A 26826-nucleotide genomic window follows, 5' to 3' on the forward strand; every position below is an offset into this window, starting at 1 on the left:
ACCTGGTGGCTGATGACGACGGGGATGAGGGGAGCGCGGGCGGGGGCCGGACGTTCTTCACCGAGCTGAAGGCGGACTCCGGCGCGCTGGGCCTGGACAGCCTGCTGACGGAGGTGAACAAGCTGCAGCGGGTGCGGCAGCTGGAGCTGCCGGGAAACGGGTGCCGGGCCGCAAGCGGGCACTGGCGGTGGATGTTCTGGGCCTGGTCATCGCCGTCATCGTCCTGGCCGCCAGCACCCACGACAACGCCGCGGGCATCGCCCTGCTGGACCATGTCGCCGAACATACCGACGGCACGGTCCGCAAGGCGCTCGTCGACCAGGGCTTCAAGAAGCAGGTCGCCGTCCACGGCACCGGCATGGGTATCGACGTCGAGACCGTTGAACGCAACCCGCAGGACAAGGGATTCGTCCCGCAGCTGATTCGCTGGAGGGTCGAGCAGACCTACGGGATCCTGATACTGCACCGGCGCCTGGTCCGCGACTACGAACACCACCCGGCCTCCTCCGCCTCCCGCGTCTACTGGGCGATGACCCACACCATGACCCGCCGGCTCACCGGCACGACCACCCCCACCTGGCGCAACCCGCAAGCGGTGACCGCATGAACATCCAACCCCTGCTCGAAGCACTGGATTTTCAGGAGAACGCGGCCCGGACCCTGACCGACGACCTCCGCACCCAGGCCGAGGAACTGCGGGCCCGACTACGAGAGGCCGAAATCCACCTCGAGCACCTCGCGATCACCCGCAAGACCGTCACCGCCCTCGCCGACCGGATCCCCACCCAAGCCGTCTCACAGGACTTGCCGGAGCACCCGGACTACCCCCGCATCCTCGCCGTCTTCAACGAGGCAACCGGCCCCCTCCGAGCCCGCGACATCTGCGAGGCCCTCGACCACGAGCTGTTGCCGAAGAACATCGAAGGCACCCGCGCCAAGCTGAAACGCCTGGTCAAACTGGACCTCCTCAGCGAGGACGACGTCGGTAGCTTCGCCACGAAGCAGTAACCGAGCGGCGACTCACAACACGGCACCAGCCTTAACTCGAAACGGACATCACTCGAACCGCCCTCTGAGTCGCCGATCAGTCGATGCGGTCGCTCAGGCCCAGCACCTTCGGGTCGTCGCTGGGGAAGTTGCCGGGCATGCCCGGCACGTCGATGGTGCGGCCGTACACGCCGGCCAGGAACCCGACAGCACCGGCCGGGAACTCGATCCAGTCGGCGTTGTCCGTGCGGACGACCACCGGCCATGCGTCCGGATCCGCAGGGCTCGTCCTCCAATAGAAGGTGTCCCCCGAATTGGACGACGCCCAGGAGATCAGGCCTCCCGGCTGCGGGTAGGGAACGTAGTCCTCAGTGTCGCCCATCTCGTACAGATCCTGAAGGATTTCGTCGTCCCTGCACTCGGACGCCCATGGCGCCTCGGCGCCGGGCGTCGGAAGGGACACCATGAGGAAGTCATCGATAACAAGCACTGGGTACGCCTCCGCCAGAGAGCGGAAGTCTGAGGGCAGCGCAGTCCCGAGGCCCGCCTCGAGGGCGGCCCAGTCCACGCTGCGTCCACCTGGCACACGCCACCGTGTCATCGAAGGCAGCGCGACTTCCAGCTCTTCGACCATCACCAAGTCGTCTGCCAATCCGGGGAGTTCTCGACCACGTCGGTCTCGAACAATACTCCCTCCTCGATGTGGCGGACACGGCGACGAATCTTCTCAGAGAGTCACGAACCGCCCTCTCAATGCGGCCCAGACCTTCCACGATGCCCACGGCCACCTCGACGTCCCCACCGACCACCTGGACTCCGCCGGCTTCGACCTTGGCCGCTTCATCACCGCCATACGCGACGCCTATAACGCCGATCACCTTGACCCGGACTTCACCGCCGAACTCGAAGCGCTCGGCATGATCTGGGACAAACACCAGGCCGCCTGGCGCGCCCGCCTCACCGCCGCCACCGACTACCACCGCGCTCACGGCCACCTTGCCGCCCCCTCCACCACCCCAATGTGGGAAACTCGCTGCCCGCAGACACGGCGGCCAACTACTTTCAGGCCGTATGAGCACCCATCTCCCCCTGCGTGAAGCCGCACTGTTGTGGCTCGAGTACGCCCGCACCCTGCCGCCGGTCCCGCAAGCGATCACCGACGCGGAGCTGGCGGGCGGACCCGAGTGGGACGCGCTGGAGGAAGTGGTGGCCTCCGCGGCACCACGGGACGAACACCTCGACCTCTATGCCAAGGCCGACGGGGACTGGAAACCGGACTACCGGACGCTGCTGGGGGAGTCGGGTCTGGGCGAGGCGAGCCGCCTGATCGCCCAAGGCGCGGACGTGCCACTGGCTGAGGTCGCCGACAGCTTCGTCGCCTTTTGCACCGGCCCGGCACCGGTCCCCGAACGATGGCTGCTCCTCAACACCGAGCTCCCCCGCGGAACGCGGATCCAGCTGGGGCGGTACACCCTGCAGACCTTCACCCTGGAGGAGCTGCGCCAGACGGTCCCGATGCCAGCGCTCCACGGCCTGCAGCCCCACAGCCTCGACCTCGACCTGATCACCGAGGCGCCCTTCCTCCACGTCCCCGACCCCGGCCGCACGGTCACCCGCCGGCCGACCTGGTTCGACTTCACCGGTCCGCGCGAAGAGGCCCAGCACTGGCAGGCCCTCCTGCCACTGATCCTGTGGGACTGCGAACTCCTGCGCGTGGAATCGGCCTTCAGCGTCGCACGCGGACGCCGCTTCGACCTGAACCCCAGAGACGTCCCGACCACCATCAAGATCTACGCAGACCCGTACGGAAAAGCGCAAGAGTCCGAGGTCCGGGAGACCGGCGACTTTAACGTCCCGGCCACGCACCTTCCGGCCCTGACCGCCTTCTGCACCGCGATCTCGTCGAAGATCGACATGGTCATGGCTGGCGAGAACCATGAGGATGATCTCCCCAAAGAGCGTGCCCGGCGCCTCAACCGCGCCGCCCGACACCTCCTTGCCGCCTACCAGCGCACCTACAACGACTACGCCGTCTGGCCAGTGGACGCCGACGAACTGCTTCTCACTACGTCATCGCCCTGGAAGCCCTGCTCCGCAGCCCCAACGACCCCCGTGGCGGAATCGTGCGCAGCCTGCTGACCCGCGCCTCCGCACTGTTCCTCACCCCCGCCCAACAGGAACATGCTCACACCGTCATCGATGACGCTTACACCGCTCGCTCCCTCTACGTCCACGGCAAGGTGATCAAGAACCAGACGGAGAGGGAAAAGCAGGAGGAACTGCGCACTCTCAGGCGCCTGACCCTGCAGATCATGCTGCGCTGGCTCGTCCTGACACCCTCCGACACCGACGACCTCGCACCCCTGCTCGCTGCCGCCGCCCAGGGCACCGGACGCGAGGAACACATCGGCCGCCCCCTGCGCGCCTTCTTCACCACCACCCCGCCCAGCAGTCAGCCCGCTGACATCACCGCCACCTAACCCCCGCAGGGAACTCCGCCGCCCGCCCGCGCAATACCCCCGGCGTCCCGGCGGCAGCCTGCCGCCGGAATTCAGGCGGGCTGGCACTCGGCTCCGCCCGGGGCTGCCTGGACCGTTTCCTACGGCCCGGCCATCCCGTACGCCTGCCAGTCCTCCCACGCACCACGAGCCGGCGGACCCGCCCCGCCCCGACTCCCCAGAGCGCTGAGGCAGGGTCCTGCCGCAGGACGATGTCAGGGTCGGTTCTGTTCCGGGTGTCAGTGCTGCCGTGCATAGTGCCGGTCATGATCAATGACTTGGACAGGACCGACTGGGCGTCCCTGGGACACGCCTACGGGGCGGCCGATGATGTGCCGGGGTGGCTGCGGGGCATGGTGTCGCCCGACCCCGACATACGTGAGGAGGCGTTCGGCAACTTCTACAGCGCAGCGCTCCATCAAGGGAGCGTGTATTCGAGCACGGTGGCCAGTGTGCCGTTCCTGTTCGCGATGGCAGACGACCCTGCGACTCCTGGCCGCGGGGACGTCGTCGCGCTGCTGCTCAGCATCGGGCGGGAAGCGGTCGATGCCGAAGAGCACTACGCGGTCATCTGCGGCGAGGGCGGTGAAGAGTCCACGATCTACCCGGACACCGCGAACTTGATGCGCGAGCACGCCGACGCCTTCGTCGCCTATGCCGGTGACCCCGACCCGCAGGTGCGCCGGGCGTCGATCGAGGGTCTCGGGCTCTTCCTGGACGACGCCGGACGGGCGGCGGGGCTTCTGCGGGACCGCCTCGGGCAAGAGAGCGGGACTGCCGAGCGAGGTCTGGTGGTGCGGACGATGGCCGACCTGGCGATCCGCCTGCCCGCAGCCGCTGCGCCGGCGCGAGCGTGGCTGGATGCGTTGGCCGACAACGACACCACCGATCCGGACACCCGTCTGACGGCGCTCGTCCACCGGGCCCGCTGCGCTCCCGATTCCATCGACGACCAGACGGTGCCGACCGCGATCGACCTGCTCAGCCGGCTCACTCCCGCGCCCCAGCCCGTCGAGGTCGAGAAGGGGGACAGGGACCCGTCCCGTCCGTGTGCGTGCGAGGCCGAGCCCGATCCCGACCCGAACGTCCCCGGGTACGTTGCGGCCGCCTTCGCCGACCTCGAACGGCACGGGCGCGTCCACGCCGCTACCACCCCTTTGCTGACGGCTTTCCACACAGCACTGGGTGCGCGCGCCGAGGACCGAACGGCTCTGCTCACCGTGCAGCTGTGCAGCCCGGACCCGGGGATCCGTTACGACGCCATCGACATGGCACGCAGTCTGATCACCTCTTTGCGGGGCGATCACACCCGCCTGGTGCGGCTCACCGGCCACTGCCTCCTCCCGGACGACGCCTACACCGCCGCAGCCGCGGCCGAGGCCCTCGGTTCCCTGGCGACCCTTGCCGAACCGGCCCGCGAGGCCCTCGCCACCTACGTCACCACCCACCACCCGGATGCGTGGGCGAGCCCGCACCGTAACGTCCGCCGAGCCCACCAACTGGCCGTCGTGGCGCTGGCAGGGCTCAAGGACGAACGGGCCCTGCCCAGCCTGCTGACCGCGCTGGACACCGACACCGACGCCTGGCGCGCCCTGGGCGCGGTGGGCCATCTGCCCCAGTGCGCCGTGGAACTCACGCCCCGGCTGATCCGGCGCCTCGCCGACGTCGACCACTCCCTTGAGTGGCCCGATGCCAGCCCTGCGACGCTCGCCTCCGCACTGGCCAACCTCGGTGATCCGGCGGCCGTACCCGCCCTCGCCGAAACGGTCCAAACCTCCGTCGGGCACAAGCAATGGCGTACCGCAGAGCCTGTCCTGAAAGCGCTCGCGTCGTTCGGCCCCCACGCCGCATCCGCCCTGGACGTCGTCCGCCCCCTCACCGACGCAGACGATGTCTCCCTCCGCACAGCTGCGGCGGGCGCCGTCTGGGAACTCGAACGCCGCCCCGACAGCGTCATGCCGCTGCTGCACCGCCTCCTCGACGACCACCGGAACTTCCACGCGATCGACCTCGCCGGCCGAATCGGCCCTGGCGCCGCAGCCGCCCTGCCGCGCCTGCGGCAGATCCTGAGCGAGCGGGTCGAACAGAACGCGCGCAACGAGCGGAACGGCTCGGCCGTACTGAACGACTCGTGGACCCTCGTCCACGTCGCATCCGCCCTGTGGGACATAGGCGGCACAAGTGAGGCCAGCGCCGTCGTGCCGGCCCTGCTGGCCGCCTGGAAGGACAACGGCTCCACCGCACGCGACGTCATCGCCTGCCTCGATCGCATGGGTACGGCCGCACGTCCCGCCCTGCCCCAGATCCAGGCCGCACTTGAGCAACCTCATCGCGGCAACCAGATGTGGTCGAACGGCGTCGCTTTCGACCTTGAGGTCGAGCACACCTGCCGGGCCATCCTCGCAGGCCTGACAGACCTTCCGGACCCGGCGCCGGCCAGGGGGCAATAGGCCCGGCCACACCGGTGCACAAGGCCTGCAGATCTGGATCGGCAAGCGACCTGCGCATACGGTCACTTCACCGGCGCAAGGCGGCGCCACACGCGCACCACGCGGAGAGACCGTGACCCAGTACATCGACTCCGGCCAGGCCACGAACGAACGGCAGGGGCGCCCAGCAGCGCGACGTCGGGTGGGGGACTACCGAGGAGCCCGACTTGGGCTGATGCTCGTCCTCGGGCGCAGTCGCAAGAGGCCCGCCCCGCAGCGGCAGACCTCGTGGTGTGTCTCAGCCGGCCGTGCTGCCGATGGTGACTGCCTGGCCGTGTACCGGTAGCCCGTGGCTGCCGGGACACGGCCGCCAACATCAGATCTCCGGCTCTGTCGGCCTCTCTCCGGGCCGCGCGGATCTCGATGACCTCCTGCTGGTGATCCGCGGAAAGCTGATCGAGGTACTGCGCGTCGCCGTAGGCGGTCTGCTTGGCCTCCAGGGCCTGACCGGCAGAAGCGGCGACGAATCCCACCCAGGCCGCACCGCACCAGGTGTCGTGTCCGCCGGTCAGGGGGCAGCCGGGCCGTCGGGGTCAGATCGAGCGCGAGAACATCTGCTCGCCGGGGAGCGGCGAGGCACCGACATCGCGGTACCTGGAACTTCCGGGAAGGATGACCGGCTCACCTGGGGCATGGATGGTGAAGCCGTGGCGTCGGTAGAACCGTGCCAGGGCGGCGTTTCCGGCGGTGAACTGCCCGTACATGAGGAACGCCCGGTGCTCACGGTGGATTGCCATGGCTCTGGTGATCAGTGCGGAGGCGATGCCCTGACGCCGGCAGTCGTCCGCGACGGCCAGGACCCGGAGCTTGGCGTAAGCCATAGCGGTCGCTGCCAGGGAAACGGGGTCTGCCCCGTCCCGTTCCATGCCTCCGAGGACGGATAGGGGCGGGATGCTGGAGCAGGCGCCGACAATGCGCGCGGTGGGCGTATGTTCGGCGACCAGGAAGACGAACCGTCCGGCGCCGAACTGGCTGGTGAAGGGCCCTGCTGCGTCGACGGTTTCGTACATGGCCTCGCGGTCGTCGAAGTCGCCGTGTCCCTCCATGGCGAGCGCGGCGAGCTCGGTGAACGTTTTGCCCTCCCCGGGCCGGGTCTCTCTGATCTTAATGCTGTCGGGCAGTTCGTCGGGGCTTGCCGGGCTTGTTGCGTCCCACGAGCGTCCTCTCGGTCTGAAGTAGGCCATGCGGCCCCACCAGCCGGGCACGTCTGTGAGAGCCGGTGCGGCAACACGGCTACCAGTAGGCCAGGAGGACGCTTGGTGATGAGGACCAAAGCGGTCATCACGCCGCTGAAGGCGACAACGATGACGCGTTTCTTTCGCCTCGCGAGCGCACGGGGCTGCCATGGCCCTTCGCCCGCGAGCGGGCTTGATGCGGCCGCGAGCCTTGCTGGCCGGGGTGGTGGTCAGGTGGCCGGGCGGGGCTCTCGGCCGAGCCGGTGCAAGGTGCGGCAGTGCAGGTCGCTCTCGACCCCGATGCCCAGGCTGCCGAAGAGCAGCAGGTCCTGCTTCTGCAGCGCGACCGCGGCGCGCGCGGCATCCTCCTTGTCGGGGTAGATCCACAGACTGACCCCGCGTGCTGCGCCACTTCCACGAAGAAGCGCCGGTCCCGCTCCCCGGTTGTCTCGAGCGTGAAGCGGACCGCGAGCTCGAAGGGCTTGGGCGTCCTGCCGTGAAGTAGCAGCAGAACATGGCTGTGATCAGGCGCGACCTTCCACCGAGCATCGATGGTGGTGCCGGTGGTCTGGATGCCTGAGGTGAAGTCCAGGCAGGCCTCCGTGTACGCCTCGTCCAGCCCTTCGACAGCGTTCCGGCTCACTGGCTGCATCAGCATCAAATCCGGCCCCACAGAGACAGTGAGGGGGAATGCCTCGGCCTCGATCACGGTCTGAACGCTCAAGGACAGATCGTAAGCCGCGACCGGATGCCTGCCCACCAACCGACGACACCTGCATCTGCAGCCACCCGCACGGGAGTTCGGCCGCAGGGAAGTCGCAGGCGATCGCCTCGACCTGGCCGACGAGCTCGCCGTGTACGGCTCTCACCCGGCGACGGGCCGCGCCTTGGCCACGGGGCAGCCGAGCGCCTCCGACGGCCGATAACAAGGCCTCGCGGACGGTCAGGGCTGTGTACGGGCAGCATCCAGGCGCCGGTGAACCATCGACAAGGTGGTCAGCAGCTCCAACAGCTCCTCATCGCCGACTGGGCGGCTGCGCCTGGGATCATGCGCCGCCGGATTCCGGTACATGCTGCCCAACCCCTTGATCAGCGAGGCGAAGCCCTTCTGCTCATCCCGCTCCGTCGCCGTGACGCCGGTGTTGATGGCGACCCGCGGCGCCCCGGCGGCGCCGGGCATCAGGACGGCGTCGACCAGCCGCGCCCCGTCGAGCTGCTCGCCGGTGAGCTGCCGCAGCCGGTTGAAGACGGACTTGGCCGCCTGCAGGCTGGCGTGGAAGGCGTTCTTCGCGAGGATCTCCTGGGTGCAGTACTCCAGGACCTTCGGGTGCGTCCCACGCCGGCGGAGTTCCGCGCGCAGGGAGTTGGCGTGCCGAGCGGCCTCGTCGAGGGTGCTGGCGGCTGTTCCGCGAGCCAGCTTGCCCGCGTCGTTGACACGAAGCCCGACATGGACGAGGACTTCGTTGAGGTCGTCGCGGCGCCGGGAGAACACTTCGGGCTGCCGGGCGTAGCGCACAGGTGCCATCGCTTCGGTGATGAACCTGACCACACAGTTCGAGGCCCGGTCGCGGTTCTGCCGCATGAGTAGCGCCCGGGCAAGGCGCTCGCGCTTGTTCGGCCCGTCGGCGTCCGCGATGCCTATCCGCTCAAGAAGGAGGCCGATCTCGCGAACAGACAGGCCCTCGTCCGTGTCGGCGAGGATGTCCGCGACAGCGGTAACCGTGGCGGCGGGCCAGGGATCGAACGTCTTCTTCGCAGTGGTCATCGCACACCCTTCCCAGACCCGTCCTGCGCAGGCCAGCCGATCAGGATGACATAGCGATGCGATGCGAACAGACGGATCCAGGAAGCATCCTGGAATCCTCTGGTCCCTGTAGGCAGCCCTGGCCGGCGGAAGTGGAGCGCGTCGGATGGGCTTCTTGGTCGTTGATCGGTGAGACGAACCAGGACAGGAGGCCGGCCACGGTAGGTACCGGCTTCCCGAGCGAAACGGACCGGCTTGTGCCTGTGACCACGTTGTACTCGACTCTCACCGCCGAGGATCTCACCCTTGGCGACATCGACGCACTCGTCCGCTACCTCACCCCCCGCCTTCAAGAAGCCAAGAATGGCCTTCCGTACGACAGCGAGGCCTACCGGGCCCTGGGCACCGTGGCGTACCTGCTGACATCTCAGGCGAAGGACACGCGGACCGTGTTCGCCGCGACTCCGCTCACCAAGGAACTCCTTGAAGCCCGGTTGCGGCAGTGGAACAAGTTGACCCGCCTGACGTATGAATGGCACCAGGACGACGACTACAGCGACCGTTGGGGCCCGGTTGAACACCGCGATGCGGCCGAGGCCGCCGATGAGGCGGCAAGGCGGCTGAGCCGTCTGTAAGGCAGCCCTCCCTGCGCGCCCGCCTCAATCCGGTCGTTGCGGGCGAGCAGCAGGCTGATTGACTCCGGGCGGAGTCGACGTCTTGTTCAGCCGGGTGAGCTCCGGGGGCGTCCGCCCCTTCGCCGCCGCCCGCCGGATCCCGCTCAGTTCCGGGCGGGAAGCGCAGAGCCCCCAGTCAGTCCCGGGGCGGGAACAGTTCGATCAGGCGCGCGCGCTGCCGTTCACCGAGACCCCGGATTCTTCGCGTCTCCGAGATGCCGAGGTCCACGAGATGACGGCGGGCTTTCACCGTGCCAACGCCAGGGAGGGACCGCAGGAGCTGAAGCGCGCGTGTCTGCCGGGCGGTGTCGTCGCCCCGGTCCAGGACGTCGAGAAGTGAGATACGTCCAGTCTTCAACGCCGTGAGCATCTCGCCGCGCTCCTTGCGGATCCGGCCGGCCTTCGCGAGCGCTTCGGCCCGCTGCTCGGGAGTCAGGGTGGGCGGAGGGGTCGGCATGGCGCTCCTTCGTCGGTGGGGCATCCATCATGGCCGACGGGACCGCTCCGCGTACGGGCGGTGCGGTCCCTGATCCGGTCACTGTTGCCCGCGAGGCCGGGCTGTGCGGGCGGGGTCAGCCGACTGCGCTCTGCTGGAGGAAGCGCTTCTCCTTGCGCTTGCGCAGGATTTGGTACCAGCGGGCGTTGCAGGAGAGCTCTTCCCGGCAGGTGTCCAGGAACGTCTTCTGGGCGGCAACCACTGCCTCGGCCTGAAGCTGGAAGCGGTCCGCCTTCTTCTCGTTGAGGTCCAGGTCGCTGGCGGCCGTGACGAGCTTCTCTGCGGCGTCGATGAACTGGATGCTGCCGCACAGGCGAACACCGTTGAGCGCGCTGATCAGGTCGCTGCTGATCTCCCACATCGTGGGCATCTGGGCAGCGAGCAGTTTGTGTGAGGCCCGTCCGGCTTCGCGGTGCAGGTTGGCGAAGTGGTAGCTGTGGGCGAAGCCACGGGTGGAGGTGTCCAGCATCCGGTGGTAAGCGCCTGCCCGGTCTTCCTTACTGCCGAGCCGGGGGATACCTGTGGGCCGGTAACGGCCTATCAGGGCGCCGAGCGGACTGCCAGCAGCCTTGATGCCGGCAGTGGCTATGCCAGAGGTGATCAGGTCCATGCTCGGTTCTATCACCGAGGCCGCGCCCAACACGTGTTCGCACATGCGGACATGACAGAGAGTCAACTATGTGCTATACTGGACTTAGTGGCAAAACGTCACATATAACACACCAACTTACCTTAAGTGTCCAGCTACTGACATAGTATCACGGACCAATTAAGGGAGGCAATGAAAACTCAAGGAGAAATTTGATGCTTAAGAAAATTTGTAGGTTCGTACAAGTAGCGCCAGCCCTCGTCAAGGACGCCTACCGGGGCGCCGTACTGAAAGCCCTGGTGCTCGCACCCGCCTGGACTATGGCTTACCTATGGGTTGTTGAGAAGACAGACGACTACTACTCGCACGACCTGGCGCTGGCCCTAGGCCTGACGGTGGGACTGATGCTCCTGGCACCGGCGTGGGTAGGCATCGTCGGCCTGCTCCCCATCGCCTGGGCAACCCGGGACAAGAAGCAGAACAAGTAAGGAGGAATGCCCCCGGACCCCTCGCGGGACCGGGGGCACCCGCACATGCTTCGGACGGCAACCGACAGGTGACAGTCCTCACAGCCGCCCACACGCCGACTGCCCGTCAGGAAAAACCCCAAGAACACAACTGACGCCCCACCAGACCTACCCCCATCGCCCCGGACGCTGCGTCCCGCACCAGAGCGACGGCCTCCTTCGGCAGGTACTCCAGCCGACAGCCATTCAAAGCCAGATACGCCTCAGCGCAATGCCACGCATAAGCCTCGTTCGAGTGCTCCAGACATGGCAGCCGCACCAGCGTCTGCAACAACGCCGCAGCCTTGAAGTACACCGACCCGTAGATGTCATGCTCCAGCGCCCGCGCATTGACCCGCGCCACAGCCGCATACAGCGTGCCGTAATCGTCCCCCTGCGGATCACCCGGCAACAGCTCAGCAGCGTGCAGCAGAAAGGTCACGTCCAACGGGTGAAGCGGCTCGTTCTGCGTCACGCGGCATGCCCCTGCTCCCGCTTGCGATGTGCCGGGTTGGTGTCGGTGTGTGGTGTCAGTGACGGGACGTCAGGACTAGCCGTTTCCGCTGGTCGGGTGTTGAGGGAGGGTGTGGTCACTGACACGGGGCGGTACCTGGTGCCTTCATGGCTGTCATGGGGCGGTACACCCCACTCCACTCCGCTGTCTCGGGAACGGCACTTCTGATCCTTTAGAGGGCTGCGCGGCTGCACGGTGGTGGGGTCGGTGTCTGCGGCGGAGGGTTTTTCGGTGGGCGAGCCGGGCGTGTGGGGTGAGATCACGGCGGGGTTGAGGGTGTCCCGGCCCGTGCTGGTGGCGCGGCTGATGGAGCTCGATGCGGCCGGGGCGTTGACGACGGCGCATGTGCGTGCGGGCGCACAGGTCGGTGGGGTGACTGCACGGACGGTGTGGCGGTGGCTGGAGGCGGCGCGGACCGAGGGGCGTGTGGAGCGCAGGCGTCGGGCCCGGTTGGAGTTGTCCGACCAGGCGTGGGAGGTGCTGGCGCAGGCGGGCGGGAACGTGGCGGTGCTGCACCGGTACTTGAAGCGGGTCGGGGGCGAGGTGCCTTCGCTGGCGTCGTTGTACCGGGTGGTGCACCGGGACCTTCAGGCCGGCAGGGTATTGCCGGACCGTGCGGTGGTGCGCAGGGAGCGGGAGGAGCAGCAGACGAGGCAGGCGCTGGCTGACCTCGCTCTGGCCGGGCCGCGGGAGGGCGGCGCGGCGAAGGTGGCTGCGCGCCGGCCGCCGCACCCTGCGCCGGAGGCGGTCTCGGGCGTGCCGTCGGGGGAGAGCGGCACGCTGGAGGGTGTGGCGTTGCCGGCGGGGGCTCGGCTGGTGGAGACGTCGTCGGTGCGGGCGGTGGCCGAGGCGGTCGGGCAGGCAATGGCGGCCGAGGGCGCGGTGTGTGTGTTCGGTGACCCGGGCCGGGGCAAGACCGCGGCTGTGCGGATGGCGCTCCGCGCAGTGCCTGCGGGCTGGAAGGTGACGTGGGTGCCGGTGCCGGTGCGCCCGTCGGTGGCCGGAATGAGGCGGGCGGTGTTCGATGCTCTGGCACTGCCGGGCCGCTTCCCGCACACATCGGCGCTCGCCGACGCCGCAGTTACGGGGGCTCTGGGCGAGGCGCGGGTGCTGGTGGTCGATGAGGCACAGCGCCTGCCCGTGCCGTGCCTGGAGTACCTACAGAGCCTGTGGGACCACCCGGGCACACGGGTCACGCTGGTGCTGTGCGGGGCGGGCACCGAGCGGGCGCTGGCCCGGCTGCCGCAGCTGGCGTCACGCATCGGCGCGTGGCAGGAGGTTCCACGTCTGGCCGCAACGGAAGTGACAGCCGTGGTGACCGGCTTCCATCCGCTGTGGCGCACTGTCTCGGCCGAGGACCTGACATGGATCGACCAGACGTCGACACACGGCACGCTCCGGACTTGGGCCGCTTTGACCACACACCTGCAGAACGTGTTGCTCACCACCGCTGACGCGGTCGCCGACCGGGCCTTGCTGGGGCGGCTGTGCCAGCGGGTCGCGCCGCCGCTGTGAACCCAGCGCACGCTCCGGCGGCCGGCACACGTAGATGTCCCAACCGCGTGAGGGGAGCTGACATGGAGGACGGTGACGCGGTCCGCGCAGTCGGCGGACTGCCCGCGGCGTCAAGGACGGCAATGCGTGGCCCTGCGGTGCGGAGGCTGCTCGCCCTGCGGGCCGGGGGAAACCTGACAGCAGGTCATGTACGAGTGGCTGCGGACGCGCTGGGGGCGTCGGAGCGCACGGTGTGGCGCTGGCTGGCCGCTGCTCAGAGCGATGAGACTGCAGCCGCCTATCCCGGTGCGCGCTCCCGGGCCGATGCGAGGTTCACGGTCACGCCCGAGATCCGTGGACTGCTGGCGTTGTGGAAGGGGAACGTGCGGGCGGTTCATCGCGAGCTGGTCCTGCGCGCTGCCAGGCAGTCCCCGCCTGCAGACGCGCCGTCGCTGACGACGTTGCACCGGGCGATTCGCCGTGATCTGACGCCGGGGGAGCGGGCCGGGCTCGCGGGTGGAGAGCGGGCGGCGCGTAAGCATGATGTGTTCCTGGCCAGGCCGCGGGGCTGGCGGAACCAGGTGTGGGAGACCGACCACATGCAGGCACCTGTTCTGGTCGATGTCGAGGGCAGGGCTCGCAGGCCGTGGATCACCTGGTTCACCGACTGCGCCACCAACGCGATCACCGGTGTCGCGGTGACACCGGTGCATCCGTCGCGGGAGTCGGTGCTGGCCGCGCTGCGCTCCGCTGTCCTGCGCGAGGACCCCTACGGCCCGTTCGGCGGCCTGCCCGAGAAGGTGCGGGTGGACCGTGGCAAGGACTTCCTGTCCCGGACGGTGACCGCAGCGTTCGATCTCCTGGACGTGACGGTGGAGGACCTGCCCGCCTACACCCCGCACCTCAAGGGCACGGTGGAGGGCCTGAACCGGGCGGTAGAAGGCATGTTCCTGGCCGCGCTGCCCGGCTACGCCCGCCAGCCGCGCCCCGGTAAGCGTGCTTCCCGTCCGAAGGACGAGGTGCTGCTTGGCTTCGAGGACTTCACCGCCCGGCTGCTGGATTGGACGCTGTGGTGGAACACCGAGCACCGTCCGGCGCCGTTGCGGGGCAAGACTCCGCTTGAGGCGTGGCAGGACGATCCCACCCCGCTGCGGGACGTACCGGCCGCAGATTTGTGGACGTTCACCCTGGAAGACGCCGGCACCCGCATGCTGACAAGCAGCGGTATCCGCTTCAAGAACCGCGACTACGTGGGTCCGTGGATGACCGGGCAGGCCGGGATCCAGGTCCGGGTCCGTTTCATGCCCCATCACGACCACCGCATCGAGGTCTACCACGCCACCACGGGCCGCTACCTCGGTCCCGCGGATCTGGCAGACCAGGCCACTGAGGAACAGGTCAGCGCCGTACGGCGGGCACGGGCCGCCCGCGCCCGCCGCCTGAAGAAGGACCTTCAGGCCTCACAGCGCGAGCGCTATGCAGCCGTGAACCAGCCGGAGGCGCCCCGGCGGCTCGGCGCGCTGACCACCGCGCAGGCCGAGGCCGAGCTCGCCCAGGCCGCCGGCACCGACCTGTCGGGTCTGGCGATGCCGGACCTCATCCCGCCCGCCGCGCCCCCGGCCGACTGGCGTACCCCTGCTTCCCTGGCCGCGCTGACCACGCCAGGCATGCCCGCCCCGATCCCGTCCGGCAGTGCTGGCACTTCCGCCCAGGGCGGCCGCGACGGGCGGGCCGCACCTCCCCCCACCGACGAAGATGGAGATGCCTGATGACCGCGGCCACCTACCAGTACGTCGACTTGCCCGACGCTTCCGTGGTCACCACCCGCGCTCTGCTCACCGCGCGGGAGAACATCGGCGATACGGTCGCTGCCCGCGCGATGATGTGTATCCACGGCGGCGCCGGCTTCGGCAAGACGCTCGCCGTCAACACCTGCCTGCGCGAACTCGAACCGGGCGAGGATGTCCGCCGGGTCACCTTCCGCGCCCGTCCCACCGCCCGAGCGGTGCGCTACGAACTGTTCACCGCGCTCGACCTGGCCGGCGAGCCACCGCGCCACCCCAGCGAATTCGACCGTCTGCTGAAGACCGCTCTGGCCGAACGCCCCCGTACCTTCCTCGTGGATGAGGCCCAGTGGCTCAACGGGGAGGCGTTCGAGTACTTCCGTTACCTGTGGGACGAACCCTCCACCCAGCTCGCGATCATCTTCGTCGGCGGTGAGGGCTGCCACACCGTGCTGCGCCGCGAACCGATGCTCTCCTCCCGCATCTTCATCTGGCAGCACTTCACCCGCCTCACTCCCAGCGAGGTCCTCGACGTCATCCCGCTGTTCCACCCGATCTGGGCCGATGCCGACCCCGACGACATCACGTTCGCCGACCAGCATGCCGCGCACGGCAACTTCCGCGCCTGGGCCCAGCTGACCGCGCACACCCGCACCGCCCTGGCACGCACCGGCCGCCCCCGCGTGGATCAGGAACTGCTGCGCTGGGCCTTCAGCCGCCTTGGCTGACCACCACACCGCCATGCCTCCCGCCACGCGGCCGCCGTCCGTCACCGTGGTCATCGACCGCGATGACGACGTCATCCACACCCACACCGCCCTGGCCGCCCACCATCCGCCGTCCGGCCGGGTCACCCTGCACCCCGGACCGGGCACCAGCAGCGAGACCGGTCTCGCCCACGACCTTCTCGCCGCCCTGAACAAACCGCCCCTGCTCACCGGCCGCTTTCCAGGCGGTCGTCAGCCCGCCTGGGCAGCCGTCACGGCCTGGATGACCGCCCTGCCCGTCACCCGGCTGACCGTCCTGCGCGCCCACCGCCTCACCACCCACCGCACAATGCGACTCCTGGAGCTGCGTGCCCTCACGGGTATCCACTTGACCCTGGTCTGCCACCGTCCCCGCCTTCCCGCCGCCCTGTACCGGGCCCTCCAGACGGCCGACTACTCCCTCACCACCGACCTCGACGCAGCCCGCCGCCACTACTACGGCATGCCTATCGCCGAACCCCCGCTCGCAGATGAGTCCGCCGGGACGGCCGGCCGGTGGCTCACCCTGCCCGCACTGGAACGCCTCATCTCTTACGACAGCCCCCGCCCCTGCATCGATCCGTGCGCCCCGCCCTCGATCATCTGGCGGCACCGCCCACCGCCCGTGCCTCTCACCGCGCACACCGCCCAGAAAGTCGCCCGCCGACTGCACGCGGCGACCGCACATCCTCGCCTGGCCGCGGCCGTTGCCGTTGCGCTTTTCACCGGCGCCTCCTTCCAGCAACTCGCTACCGCACGCCCCCGCGACTACGACACCGCCGCGGCCACGCTCGCCCTCCATGACCGCGCCCGCTACACCGACGGCTGCGCCGCCCACCCCGTACCACCCTGGGCGGGTGTTTTCCTGCGAGCGGCGGCCTGCTTCACCCGGCTCGTCTCCGGCGAGGACCAGGAACTGCTCGCCGCGCCAGATGACCGTGCGCACCTGCTGCGCGTGGCGGAGACGGCCAAGCTGCGCCCGCCCCAGCCGCCCGCAGCCCGCCGCGAAGGCCCGGTCGGCCGTGTGGAGTGGGACTGGCGCGAGCGGCAGGAAGCCGAGCGGTACGAAGCGGTGCCGATCAGTCGCGTCAGGCCCTCACGACGCTGAACACCCTGACGCGGTCGCTCGAAGGGGCAGTCTCAGTCGATCGAGAAGTCGGCGAACTCGACGTCGCTGAAGACGATGTGTAGACCGTGGGCCCGGCGGCCCCATTCGCGGAAGTAGGTGTGTCCCAGCGCACGGGCGAGGATCACCGTCTGCTGCTGCTCGCCCGCGCCGGCGTCCCGGGCGGCGAACAGTTCCCGGGCCACTTCTCCCGGCAGATCCTGGGTGATCCACCGCACCCGCGGATCGTCCGAGGACCCCGCAGGAGCCGCGAACCCGAACCGCGCCCTGGTATGGAAGACGAAGCCCTCCGCCTCGGCCTGGGCACGCCGACGGGCCCGTACTCGCGGCTGCCACCGAGCCAGGACCGCTTCCTCGATCGCTCGCACCTGTGTTGGACCCGGGGGACGACGCGCTCCTGGCTTCCTCGTCACCCACCGCTGCACGGTGCGCTGCGAGACCCCCAGCACGGCGGCCACCTGCCGGGTGGAACCCCGATGCGCTGCCAGCAGAAAACGCAGGCGGGCCCCGGTGCTGGAGGGAACGGGCCGGGTACGCAACGCGCGCTCCAAACCCTTCTCGATCTGTCCCATGCCCGCCTCTCGAAGCGGCCAGCCGGCAGGGCCGACACACGCAGTCCGTTGCGTCAGTTCTCCCATGTCGGTTGCCCCTGCCTGCCAGTTTCTGCAAACTCCAGACAGTGCTGGCTGACGCAGGCTACGAGCCTCTGGGTGAGCATCAGCGATAAGCCGAAGGAACGGGTCACGACAGACGCCACCGGCATGCCAGTGCTGTCCTTCTGGTACCGAGCCCAGGGCGCGGCGGGTGAGCTAAGCTCCGCCGGCATCCGGGGCGACTTCAGGGCAAGGCCTCGGGCGCTCGGGACGATCGGTCCGCGAGCGAGATCGGCATCCTGTCTGCCTTCGGCGGCGCCGGCTGGAGCGGCTACAGGGCCCCTGTGCGGGCCCGATGGCGGAGGGCACGTTCCGGGGGCGGGAGAGGGGCCCCTGGGCCCCTCAGGGGGCCTTCGCGGGTTTCTGGCGAAGCGGGCGGCAGTTTCTGCCTCGGAGGATGGTTCCCGTGCCGGGGACCCACGGGTTCAGCGCTGCGCCTTCTGAACCTCACCTACTAGTGTCATTGACATTGAGCTCGTCACTGTCATCGTTCAGATGTCATCGTCACTCGTATCCTCCAGACACCCGCTACAGCGTCTGAACTACGGAAGTTGGATTGTTTGCCCTGCGGGGTGTCCGTCCGGCATGTTCTGTGGTGTGAAGCAGCAGACATCCCAGAAGCCGGTCGCCTCTCCCGCCCAGACGAGGGAAGCCCTCCTCGAGCGGGCCGCGCGCGACTTCGCGCCCATCCGGCGGGCGTTCGTGCAGAAGAAGCGAGACGAGGCGGACCGGTCCAGCCGACTGGCCGAGTTCGTCACCAACGGAGACGTGCGCGGTCTGCGCGCCTACCTGTTCATCGTCGCGGTCACCAGCGCCGAGACCGCCGAGTCGGGGTGGAGCACCACCCTCCCCGGCATGGTGTGGGCCAGGGCCTTCGGCACCACGGAGGACGCGACGCCGGCCTCCGCCCGCACGGCGGTGACCAAAGTCCTCAAGCGTCTCGAGGAACGCCGCCTGATCACCTACGAGCGGCCCAAGGGAACCTGGGACATCCAGGTCACGCTGCTGCGCGAGGACGGAAGCCTCGATCCGTACACCCGGCCCGGCAACCAGAACCGCGACGCCTACCTGAAGATCCCTTTCGAGCTTTGGCGTACCGGCCTGATCGACCAGCTCGGCCTCCCGGCCCTGGCCATGCTGCTGACGGCCAGCTGCGAGCTGGCCTTCTTCGAGCTTCCGACTGAGCGGATGAAGGAGTGGTACGGGTGGTCGCCCGATACCGCCGAGCGCGGCTTCCGGCAGCTGGCGAAGGAGGGCGTGCTCCAGGCCCACAAGACCTACATCGCCGCCCCGCTCAGCCCGACCGGGACGGCCGAGGTCAACCGCTACGTGCTGCTCGACCCGTTCATCGCACGCTCCGCGCAGAAGAAGGCGCCCTCCACGCAGAGCACCGTCGCGACCACAGGTGATGCCCAAGCCCTTGGGCATTGAGGAGAAGAGAATCACGAAAGTGGGCGTTACCCACTTTCCCCAATGCGGGTACCTTGGTAGTAAGCGCCGGAGGGCGTGCCTCCTGCTCGAAGGAGGCATGAGCCGTGGAGAGCCCTCCGGCGGAACCGAGGGAGCACGCACATGACCGCCATTCACGAGCGCGAGGAGTTCGAGACCGTCGCCGAGACTGAGGTCGACAGCCGCGGACGAGTTTCCCTCGGCCGTGCCGGAGCTCGTGCGGGCCGCCGGTACCGGGTCGAGAGCAACCCGGACGGCGTGCTGTTGCTGACCCCGGTCGTCTCCATCCCGGAGCGGGAGATGCAGGTGTGGAACGACCCGCACCTCGCCGAGCGCATCCGCACCGGGATCGAGCAGGCCAAGGCCGGCAAGACCATCGACCGCGGCGACTTCTCGCACTACCTCGACGAGGACGAGGACGACGAGGACTAGGACCAGGTGCACAGCCTCCGCTTCACCGAAGACGCCGACGAGACCCTCAACCGCCTGACCGTCGGCTCGAAGGCCGACCCGGCCAAGCTCAAGAAGGTCAACAACGCACTCGCCCGCCTGCAGGCCAACCCGCGTCACCCCGGCCTGCACTCCCACCAGTACGAGAAGTTCCCCGGGCACGCCTCGGAGAAGGTCTGGGACTCCTACGTGGAGAACCACAACCCCAGCGCCTGGCGCATCTACTGGATGTACGGGCCGGACGAGAGGAACGCGGCGGGGGAGACCATCTCGGTCATCACCGTCCTCGTCATCGGCCCCCACCCGTAGAACAGGCTGAAGGGGGAGATCAGCAATTGCTGATCTCCCCCTTCAGCCTGTCCGGCACCCGAGCAGGTGGTGAGCGACGTCAGATCTCTCCGTCGGAGGCCCGGCCACAGCGGCAGACTGAGCAGCGTGGCCGGGCGTGCGGTATGGGAGTGGCTACGCCTTGCCTGCGGCTTTGAAGCGGAAGCCGAAGAGGCCGCCCTCTTCGTCGTCGGTGAGGCGGGGGCTACGGATGTGAGGTTCGGGGTTGAATCCGCGCTGGGCAGCGGTGCTGAGGGTGTCGGTGTTGAGGGTGACGATGTACTGCATGTGCTCTTCCTGCGTGACTTCGGCCGCGAGCGCGAGAGCTCGTGCGACCTGGCGTTCATCGACGCCGTCGTAGAGGTGGCTGTCGTGGACGAGGAAGTCGGGGCCGCGCTCGTGGCGGTGTGCGAGGACGGCCAGGGTGAGGTCGAAGCAGAAGATGACCATGTTGTTGATGCCGCGGCTGTCGTCGGCGTCGATGCGGGGCGTGATGCTGAGGCTGGTCCGGCCGGCCTCGATGGCGAGATAGGCTTCGCGGCCCTCGCCGTAGAGGCGCTGGGCGTACCGGGAGAACAGCAGGATTGCTTCGTCTGTCTGTTGCCGGCGCTCTCGGAGGTCGAGGTCGACGGCCTGTTGCAGTTCAACGCTCTTGGCGGTGATCTGGCGGGCGCTGGCTTCCAGGGCTTGCGCTGCGTCGAAGCGGTGGCGAAGAGCACCGAGAGCGGCCTCCTCCCGGCCCAGGGCTGTCTGTAGGGCGGTCAGCGCTTCCAGAGCTCCACCCTCCGCCAGCTCGCGCAGGAGGCGAGCCTGGTCCTCGCCCAGGTCGGCACGTTCCTGACGCCGGGCGGCCAAGCGATCGGTGAGTTCCTGGATCTCTTCCTCCAGGAATCTGCGCCGGTTGCGTACGACGGAGTGGTGGAACGCCTTGACGTCCTCGAAGCGACGCCGGACTTGGTCGTTGAGGATGACCCCGAGCTCGCGGTAGGCCGGCTCGAGGTAGGACACCTCGACGTCGGTGGTCTCGGTGACCGCGCCCCGGAGTTCTTCGAGGTTGTGCTGGTCGATCACGTCGTCTTGGGCGAGCTGCTTGATCCGGCGGCTTACCTGGTCTGCGCGGTCTTTGAGGCGCTCGTATTCAGGGACAACCTGGAAGGCGGCAACCTGCGTCCGCAGCCGTTCGACCTGTGCCTCGGCGAGAGTGATCTGGCCTCGCAGATCGGCCGTGGACCCGACGATCCGTCCCCATACGGGATCGTTGACTGCCTTCCTCAGCTGGTCTCTGGTCGCCTTGCGGGCATTGAGCTCGCGGTATCCGTTGACCAGTTGCCAGTCCAGCCCGAGGAGGTAGGCCAGGTTCGACGATGCCTCGGCGGCGGCCTGCCGGGAGAACGTCCGGGTCGGTTCGTTGAAGCCGTGAGCGGAGACACGGCGGATGAGGAACGACAGGAGCGTGCGACCGCTCACTCCGGGATGGTCACCCTCCAGCCCGAAGAGATCCCGCTCGATGACGCGATTCCACTGCTCCACGGACAGCTCGACGTCCTGACCGTCCGTGAAGAGCGTGTCGGCCGGCACGCCGGATACGTCCCGACTCAGCGACACGACCTTGGGATTGTCTCCGCGCCGTCGTACTTCAAGCGGATCGTCCTGCCACGGCCAGTCCATGGCGAGGCCGAAGGTGATGTGGCGCAGCGCCTTGTTCGTGGCCAGGGACCCGGAGGATTTTGCCCCCAGCAGGAAGTGAATCAGCTCGATCACGCTGGACTTGCCGGCGCTGTTACGGCTGTCGGTCTCGGCCGACGACGAGGTGGTGTCCGCGACCAGCAGGTTCAGTCCCGGCGAGAACTCCACTGTTCTGAACCGCGCGTCGTCAGCGCTCAGACGGCGCAGCATCTGTACTCCTTGCGATGAGAACGTCCTGGGCCAGCTCCACAGCACCCATGGCGAAAAGGATGTCCAGGGCCAGAACGAACCACTCGAACGATACCGGCGAGGTATGGGCCTGATCAGCGCGCCAGCTCTTCAGCCTGGCCCATGCCTGGCTGACGGTCCGCGGTTCATCGAGCTGGAGGAGAACCTGCGCGCCGACAGCGAGCAGGCAGCGGTCAGGAGCGATTCCCTTCGTCGGAGTGATCATGCGGTCAGCCCGATGTTCGGCTGCCAGCCGGCGGGTGGCGTCTCGAAGATGTCGCATCGTTCGAAGAAGTGCGCCAGGACAACAAGGGCGGCGCGCAGCACCTTCGGCCGGGGCTGGGCGTTCCCCAGGAAGTACATCTTGAGCTGCCAAAGGACGTCGTCGGCGTCGCTGTAGTCGCGACGTACCTGCTGGTAGTACAGGCGGAAGCCCTCCGCGACCTCGTCGTGCTCCAGCTCGCTCCGGGTGCCGGCGTAGAAGGCGTCTACCAGGTAGCTCTGTCGCATGCCGCGGAGGAGGTCCTCACGATCCGCTCCTTCAATCCGGTTGAAGTCCAGCTTCTCTATCGGCACGTCGGGCAGGGACATGAGGGGGTTGGACTCGGCGCGGATGTCTTGCAGCTGCTTCAGCAACGGCGCCAGGTCCTCCATCCCGATGCCGAAAGTCGTGTCCTTGATGGGTATCTCGCAGCGGAGGACGTCCTCGGCCGCCATCTGATCAAGCTGCATGCACTCGTGCCACAGCCGCCGGGTGCCCATCTGTTCGAATCGCAGCGAAGGCACACTGTTCCGCGCGCTTGCCAGCAGAGATGTCACTTCCGGATGCACACCTCGCCTGTCGTTGTGCACGAAGACAAAGGTGTCGAATTCTCCGTTTCGCTTGGTGACCGCCCCGGAGAGGTCTCCGTCGAACTTCTTGCGGATCTTGTCCGGCTTCACGGTCTGTGGTGCGTAGCAGGCGTACAGCTTTCGCGAATGCAGGCTGAGGCCATCGGCCGACCTGTCGCCCAGACTGCCAGCCGTGCGCACGTCGAGGAAGTCTGGATAGCGCAAACACATCAGCCGATGGAAGAAGTCCTCGAACTCGTTCTCGTAGAGCTCCGCCATCAACTCGAGGAACTTGACGTGTGCATACATCCGCTGCTCAAACAGCATGAACCCCCCCTTGCGCACAGAGCTGTCAGCGTAGCTGTGTGTAACTAGACCCGACCCAACACCCTTTGATCAGATCCTGTGGTTGCTCACGCCCAGTCCGTGCCCGGCTCCCCGAGGAGCGGGTGAGCTTGTCGCGCCGACTCTTCGTGTAGGAGACCCCTCGCGGACGAGGGACTGGAACCGAGATCCGGCCACGGCCCTCGTCTCGTGCTGTCGGGGTGAGAGAGGAGTTTGCCGGTCGGTGGGGCGGGAGTATGCCGCTCAGCGTCTACGACCAGGCGGCAACTTCCTCGATGGTGTCCGCGATCAGGACGGGCAGATGTTCCATGGCCCGTTCCAGAATCTTCTCGATGGGCACCGCGTGTCGGCTGCCGTCGACGTTGATGTGGTTCGCCCACTGGGCGGGCTGGTAGCGGGCGAGCATCGACAGCGCGTACAGCACCGCCCACCACGCCATCAGCGGGTGGAGTTCACGCGGCAGGCCCGCGACGGCGGGGAGGAAGTAGCGATGCCCGGCGTACTTCCGGGTCATCTCGGACAGGCGCTCCAGGCGCTCCTCTCGGGTGCCCGTTTCCGCGGGCATCTCCCAGTGCATGGCCAGCAAGCCGGCATTCGGCTGGTGCCGCTCGAAGTCCGGCCCGGCATCGGCTTCCGCCCGGCGACGGGCGAAGTCGTCATACCCGGCGGCGCCGGGATAGCTCTGCAGGAATTCATCCAGAGCCGTGCGGCTGCCAGCGTCCACGACGCGGTCCAAGATGTCGCCGACTTCAACGGTGAGCAGCGGGTGGAAATCAATGCCTCTGATCACGTCCGTGCTGGCGTACAGAGGCGTGAACCGCTCCCGGTCGGTGAGCGGGTACTGCAAGTTGACAGGAAGGGTGTCCCAGACTTTCTCCAGCCGCACGACCGTGTCACTTCCCCAGACCGGTGACCGCAGCAGCTTGCTGAGCCGTACGAAGCTGCCGGCCGTGCCAGCGGGATCCGTTCGGATCTCGATGTCGGCGAAGTCCAGGTGGTAGCCCGAGGCATGGATGCCGTGAGAGGTCAGGTTCCAGTCCTCGCCCTTCAGGTCGACGGCCGCAGCCGCAATCGCTCTGCCAGCCTGACTCAGTCCGTAGAACACCAGCAAGGGACGGGTCTGCGGGCCCACGACCTCGGCGGCTTTGAACATCTGCTGCGCCTGCTCCAAAGCCGTGGCGTACGTCTTGGCCCGCGCCCCACTGCTCGCTCTACCCGGTCGGCTGGAACGACTGGCCCGCAGTCTCTCCCACGCCTCAAGGGGATCTATCTCCATGTACATGGAGGGACGCTATCCAACAGTTGGCAGGGGTTGGAGGGAGTTCACACAGTGGCCGAAGAGACCAACGACTGCAACGCCCTCCCTCGACCGTGCAACACCAGCGCTGCAACGCGCCTGTGCGTTGCAGCCCTGACCTGCGCAAACATGAGTCAACTACCGTCAAGGGACCTGTGTTGCAGCCCGTGTTGCACCTCTCTTCGCTACCGGAAGACAAGACGAAGGCCCCAGGGCCACGACGTCCCGAGGCGTCCACTTCGCTGACCTCCCAGGTCAACGACGGGCGAGGGGCGTGTCACACCCAGTCCACGCCTAGTTCCCGGACCGCAGCGAGTTGGTCGGCGTCCAGCCGGTCTTTCCTCGATTTCGTGTTCGAGATCCATACGCCCAGCTTCACGGTCACCGGCTCCGCCTCGCCGTCGACCGCGATCTCTTCGCTGTGACCCCTTGGCACGGGCCGGTCCACGCCCTCTCGCTCCACCCACTGCGTGAGGGCCGTCAGGCCCCGCTGGAACGCCGCCTGCGCCTTGCTCGGGCCCTTCGCCGCACGAGCGGCCGCCGGGGCGGGAGACGCGCTCTCAGCGGGCTGCACGCCCAGCTTCGACAGCCGCTCCTGCTGCTCGGGGAGAAGCTGCGCCCAGGTGCCCGGCTCCTGCTGCCGCCATCGCCACTTGCCCACGTCATCACCCTCGAACACGACGCCCGGCGCGATGTAGGGCAGGACACCGTCGGCGTCGATCAGGTCGGCGAGGACGCGGTAGTGCCGCTGCCAGTCCAGTGGCCAGGGGCAGTTCCAGTCCTCATCGACCGCGGCCAGCTGCTGCGCGCGCTCCGCTGCCCTATCCACGTCCTTCCCTAGGCCGCCCTTCCGGCGCAGGTTCGCCATGTGCTGCCCGACCGGCACCATCGCCTGACCCTCGCCCCACACCGCGTCCTGACGCGGCGCGAGGTGCCCCATGGCCCGCCGGTAGGACCGCAGCGCGGCGAGCTTGTTCTCCCACGCCTCCTCGCCCGGCTCCCAGACCATCCCGGCCTCCGGGGCGTCCAGCAGGACCTTGCGCCGCTCCTCCAGCTCCCCGGCCCGCAGCGCCTTGCGCTGCTGGTGCACCCACCGGCCAAGCGGAAACGACTTCGTCGCCCCGACCTCGACGTCGTACGGGACGGCGTGGACGCCGGTGATCTCGTTCTCCTTCCGCCAGCGGATGAGGGCCTGGTAGCCCTCGAGCCACACCAGGGACTCCGGCCGGTAGACCCGGGTCCGCAGGAAGGCCGCGATGGTGGCGGCGTCGCGCGGGCTGGAGAAGTGGAGTAGGGCGGCTTCGGCGGCGGCCTGTGTGTCGTCGTCCTCCTGGTCCGCGCCGTCGCCCTCGCCGCCGGCGCCGACGATCTGCCCGTCGTCGTCGCGCTGGACGTGCACCTTGCGCTTGCCGCTGGTGAGCGCGCGGGAAGCGAGCTGCTCGACCAGACGCTCGTCATGCGAGCGGAGGCCCTGGAGGACCGCTACAAGGGGGCGGAACGAGGCACTGGCCACCATGTCGGTCGGGTCCTCACCGGGCTCCAGGAAGACCGGCACGATGATGCGGGCGACCTTCGTGGAGCCGTCGCGGTTCAACCTGAGCGCACGGCCGATGTTCTGGACGATCTCGACCTGGGAGCCGCGGGTGTCCGCGAAGCAGACGGCTTCCACTCCCCGCTCGCCCGTGATGTCGACGCCTTCCCCGAGGACGCGGACGCTGGCGAGGAAGGCGCGGTGAACCCGGCGGCCGGCCGCGTCGATGCCGTTGGCGAACTGGCGCAGCGCCTCCCGCCGTTCGGCGACGAGGTGGTCGCCGCACAGCCACGCCGACCACACCCGGTCCGGCGGGACGTGACGGCCGGCCTCCAGCTCGTAGAACTCCGCGTCGATCGAGGACTTCGGCAGCTTGTCGGCGGCGGCCAGGTCGGCGTCGGAGGCGTCGTTCAGGTACAGCTCGGCAGCGGTCTCCGGGAGCTTGTCCGCGAACGCGCGGGCCTCTTCGACCTTCTGGTGGAACGTCATGACCGTACGCAGGTTGTACGCCGCGGCGTGCTCCAGGAGCGCGGTCTGCAGCAGGGCCAGGCGCCGGCCGCGCCGGGCCTCCTCGGACTCCCCGAGGACGGGGGAGGGGTCGCGGATCTCCAGGACGTCGATCTCGAACCCGGCGAGGATCTCCCGCTCGATCGCCTCCGAGAGCCCGAGCTTTGCGAGCCACGCGCCGTACGTGCCGTCCGGGTCATCGGCCATGCTCGCGATCTCCGCCTCCTGGCCGCCGGCGCCCCGCTGCGGGCGGGCCGCGGCGAGGATGCGCGGGGTCGCGGTGAGATAGAGCCGGAAGTCCGCCGGGATCCGCTGGTTGTCGTGGATCGCCGCCCACGGACGACCAAGATCACCAGCGGTTCCGTGTGCCTCATCCACGATCGCAAGGTCAAAGCCCGCCATGCGCTGCCCGTACAGGCGCTCTCCGCCCGCCAGAGCGGTCTCCAGCGGCCCGCGAACCTTCCGCTGGCCCCCGGGTGCGTCGGTGTCCTCGCGGTCCACGAGAGAGGCGTACGTGGCGAGCACGACGACCGGCCCGGTCCCGGCCCACAGGGCGAGCTGAATCGGGTTCGTGGTGGTGCGCACCCCCAGCTCGTTCAGCACCGCGTCGTTCTCCAGCGAGCACACTGCGACCATCGGAGCCCGGTGGCCCACCAGCCGCCACGCCTGGGCGGTCTGCGCGAGCAGGTCCAGGGTTGGC

Annotated in this window: 26 protein-coding genes and 1 pseudogene; 15 read left to right on the forward strand and 12 right to left on the reverse strand. The window is 68.4% G+C overall.

The window, feature by feature from the left end; translation table 11 throughout:
- Nucleotides 1-124 precede the first annotated feature (124 nt).
- Together OG206_RS32385 and OG206_RS32390 are read left to right on the forward strand one after the other, a co-directional pair.
- Nucleotides 125-607, forward strand: a pseudogene (locus OG206_RS32385) (transposase); the annotation flags it as partial.
- A complete protein-coding gene (locus OG206_RS32390) occupies nucleotides 604-1008 on the forward strand; it encodes a hypothetical protein (RefSeq protein WP_327122124.1) in 405 nt (134 codons plus the stop codon). The pseudogene OG206_RS32385 and the gene OG206_RS32390, both read left to right, overlap by 4 nt.
- A gap of 76 nt (nucleotides 1009-1084) precedes the next feature.
- Here OG206_RS32390 and OG206_RS32395 read toward each other — a convergent pair whose 3' ends face one another.
- On the reverse strand, nucleotides 1085-1369 hold the full coding sequence (locus OG206_RS32395; RefSeq protein WP_327122125.1) for a hypothetical protein: 285 nt from the start codon (nucleotides 1367-1369) through the stop codon (nucleotides 1085-1087).
- 82 nt (nucleotides 1370-1451) lie between these two features.
- On the opposite strand from OG206_RS32395, the gene OG206_RS32400 reads away from it, so the two are divergent.
- The 4 genes from OG206_RS32400 (at nucleotide 1452) to OG206_RS32415 (ending at nucleotide 5935) form a co-directional block, all read left to right on the forward strand.
- Nucleotides 1452-2084 carry a helicase associated domain-containing protein gene (locus OG206_RS32400; protein WP_327122126.1) on the forward strand — a complete coding sequence of 211 codons (633 nt, stop codon included), beginning with the start codon at nucleotides 1452-1454 and terminating at the stop codon, nucleotides 2082-2084.
- Entirely contained in the window at nucleotides 2059-3126 is a 1068-nt protein-coding gene (locus OG206_RS32405; protein WP_327122127.1) for a hypothetical protein, read from the forward strand. Before OG206_RS32400 ends, OG206_RS32405 begins: the two co-directional genes overlap by 26 nt.
- On the forward strand, nucleotides 3111-3467 hold the full coding sequence (locus tag OG206_RS32410; protein ID WP_327122128.1) for a hypothetical protein: 357 nt from the start codon (nucleotides 3111-3113) through the stop codon (nucleotides 3465-3467). The genes OG206_RS32405 and OG206_RS32410 overlap by 16 nt, the downstream gene beginning before the upstream one ends.
- A gap of 284 nt (nucleotides 3468-3751) precedes the next feature.
- Entirely contained in the window at nucleotides 3752-5935 is a 2184-nt protein-coding gene (locus OG206_RS32415; RefSeq protein WP_327122129.1) for a HEAT repeat domain-containing protein, read from the forward strand.
- Nucleotides 5936-6507: 572 nt separating this feature from the next.
- On the opposite strand, the gene OG206_RS32420 is transcribed toward OG206_RS32415, so the two are convergent.
- The gene (locus OG206_RS32420) at nucleotides 6508-7158 is read right to left on the reverse strand and encodes a GNAT family N-acetyltransferase (RefSeq protein ID WP_327122130.1); all 651 of its coding nucleotides are present in this window, start codon (nucleotides 7156-7158) and stop codon (nucleotides 6508-6510) included.
- A 934-nt stretch (nucleotides 7159-8092) separates the two neighbouring features.
- Nucleotides 8093-8914 (reverse strand): TIGR02391 family protein, encoded by an 822-nt coding sequence (locus OG206_RS32425; protein ID WP_327122131.1) that lies wholly within the window; start codon nucleotides 8912-8914, stop codon nucleotides 8093-8095.
- A gap of 242 nt (nucleotides 8915-9156) precedes the next feature.
- On the opposite strand from OG206_RS32425, the gene OG206_RS32430 reads away from it, so the two are divergent.
- Nucleotides 9157-9528, forward strand: a complete 372-nt coding sequence (locus OG206_RS32430; protein ID WP_327122132.1) for a hypothetical protein — start codon at nucleotides 9157-9159, stop codon at nucleotides 9526-9528.
- A gap of 175 nt (nucleotides 9529-9703) precedes the next feature.
- Here OG206_RS32430 and mihF read toward each other — a convergent pair whose 3' ends face one another.
- Complete coding sequence (mihF, locus tag OG206_RS32435) at nucleotides 9704-10024, reverse strand: integration host factor, actinobacterial type (RefSeq protein ID WP_327122133.1); 321 nt, start codon at nucleotides 10022-10024, stop codon at nucleotides 9704-9706.
- Nucleotides 10025-10139: 115 nt separating this feature from the next.
- On the reverse strand, nucleotides 10140-10673 hold the full coding sequence (locus OG206_RS32440) for a hypothetical protein (protein WP_327122134.1): 534 nt from the start codon (nucleotides 10671-10673) through the stop codon (nucleotides 10140-10142).
- Nucleotides 10674-10867: 194 nt separating this feature from the next.
- Here OG206_RS32440 and OG206_RS32445 point away from each other — a divergent pair, with 194 nt between their 5' ends.
- A complete protein-coding gene (locus tag OG206_RS32445; RefSeq protein ID WP_327122135.1) occupies nucleotides 10868-11140 on the forward strand; it encodes a hypothetical protein in 273 nt (90 codons plus the stop codon).
- A 106-nt stretch (nucleotides 11141-11246) separates the two neighbouring features.
- Here the strand turns inward: OG206_RS32445 and OG206_RS32450 are convergent, their stop codons facing one another.
- Nucleotides 11247-11633 (reverse strand): fic family toxin-antitoxin system, toxin component, encoded by a 387-nt coding sequence (locus OG206_RS32450; protein WP_327122136.1) that lies wholly within the window; start codon nucleotides 11631-11633, stop codon nucleotides 11247-11249.
- 246 nt (nucleotides 11634-11879) lie between these two features.
- Between OG206_RS32450 and OG206_RS32455 the strand changes: the two genes are divergently transcribed.
- The 4 genes from OG206_RS32455 to OG206_RS32470 all read left to right on the forward strand — a co-directional run bounded on the left by OG206_RS32455 (nucleotide 11880) and on the right by OG206_RS32470 (nucleotide 16804).
- A complete protein-coding gene (locus tag OG206_RS32455; protein WP_327110850.1) occupies nucleotides 11880-13187 on the forward strand; it encodes an AAA family ATPase in 1308 nt (435 codons plus the stop codon).
- Between the two features lie 137 nt (nucleotides 13188-13324).
- Nucleotides 13325-14935, forward strand: a complete 1611-nt coding sequence (locus OG206_RS32460; protein WP_442805931.1) for a Mu transposase C-terminal domain-containing protein — start codon at nucleotides 13325-13327, stop codon at nucleotides 14933-14935.
- Nucleotides 14935-15678 carry an AAA family ATPase gene (locus OG206_RS32465; protein ID WP_181493997.1) on the forward strand — a complete coding sequence of 248 codons (744 nt, stop codon included), beginning with the start codon at nucleotides 14935-14937 and terminating at the stop codon, nucleotides 15676-15678. The genes OG206_RS32460 and OG206_RS32465 overlap by 1 nt, the downstream gene beginning before the upstream one ends.
- A 13-nt stretch (nucleotides 15679-15691) precedes the next feature.
- The gene (locus tag OG206_RS32470) at nucleotides 15692-16804 is read left to right on the forward strand and encodes a hypothetical protein (RefSeq protein WP_327110846.1); all 1113 of its coding nucleotides are present in this window, start codon (nucleotides 15692-15694) and stop codon (nucleotides 16802-16804) included.
- Nucleotides 16805-16836: 32 nt separating this feature from the next.
- Here the strand turns inward: OG206_RS32470 and tpg are convergent, their stop codons facing one another.
- A complete protein-coding gene (gene tpg, locus OG206_RS32475; protein ID WP_111381700.1) occupies nucleotides 16837-17394 on the reverse strand; it encodes a telomere-protecting terminal protein Tpg in 558 nt (185 codons plus the stop codon).
- 678 nt (nucleotides 17395-18072) lie between these two features.
- On the opposite strand from tpg, the gene OG206_RS32480 reads away from it, so the two are divergent.
- The 3 genes from OG206_RS32480 to OG206_RS32490 all read left to right on the forward strand — a co-directional run bounded on the left by OG206_RS32480 (nucleotide 18073) and on the right by OG206_RS32490 (nucleotide 19683).
- The gene (locus OG206_RS32480; RefSeq protein ID WP_327110840.1) at nucleotides 18073-18906 is read left to right on the forward strand and encodes a hypothetical protein; all 834 of its coding nucleotides are present in this window, start codon (nucleotides 18073-18075) and stop codon (nucleotides 18904-18906) included.
- A 141-nt stretch (nucleotides 18907-19047) separates the two neighbouring features.
- Nucleotides 19048-19356: a hypothetical protein gene (locus tag OG206_RS32485; protein WP_327110838.1), complete on the forward strand. Its 309-nt coding sequence runs from the start codon at nucleotides 19048-19050 to the stop codon at nucleotides 19354-19356.
- A 6-nt stretch (nucleotides 19357-19362) separates the two neighbouring features.
- Entirely contained in the window at nucleotides 19363-19683 is a 321-nt protein-coding gene (locus OG206_RS32490) for a hypothetical protein (RefSeq protein ID WP_327110836.1), read from the forward strand.
- A 153-nt stretch (nucleotides 19684-19836) separates the two neighbouring features.
- On the opposite strand, the gene OG206_RS32495 is transcribed toward OG206_RS32490, so the two are convergent.
- The 5 genes from OG206_RS32495 to OG206_RS32515 all read right to left on the reverse strand — a co-directional run.
- Entirely contained in the window at nucleotides 19837-21597 is a 1761-nt protein-coding gene (locus OG206_RS32495) for an ABC-three component system protein (RefSeq protein ID WP_327110834.1), read from the reverse strand.
- On the reverse strand, nucleotides 21575-21841 hold the full coding sequence (locus OG206_RS32500) for an ABC-three component system middle component 6 (RefSeq protein ID WP_285573716.1): 267 nt from the start codon (nucleotides 21839-21841) through the stop codon (nucleotides 21575-21577). The genes OG206_RS32495 and OG206_RS32500 overlap by 23 nt, the downstream gene beginning before the upstream one ends.
- Nucleotides 21838-22773 carry an ABC-three component system protein gene (locus OG206_RS32505; protein ID WP_327110831.1) on the reverse strand — a complete coding sequence of 312 codons (936 nt, stop codon included), beginning with the start codon at nucleotides 22771-22773 and terminating at the stop codon, nucleotides 21838-21840. Before OG206_RS32505 ends, OG206_RS32500 begins: the two co-directional genes overlap by 4 nt.
- 268 nt (nucleotides 22774-23041) lie before the next feature.
- Nucleotides 23042-24073, reverse strand: a complete 1032-nt coding sequence (locus tag OG206_RS32510) for a YaaC family protein (RefSeq protein WP_442805929.1) — start codon at nucleotides 24071-24073, stop codon at nucleotides 23042-23044.
- Nucleotides 24074-24365: 292 nt separating this feature from the next.
- On the reverse strand, nucleotides 24366-26826 hold a 2461-nt coding region (locus tag OG206_RS32515; RefSeq protein WP_327110825.1), incomplete at its 5' end, for a DEAD/DEAH box helicase.

Origin of the sequence: Streptomyces sp. NBC_01341 (genome assembly GCF_035946055.1) — a bacterium.
Taxonomy (GTDB): Bacteria; Actinomycetota; Actinomycetes; order Streptomycetales; family Streptomycetaceae; genus Streptomyces.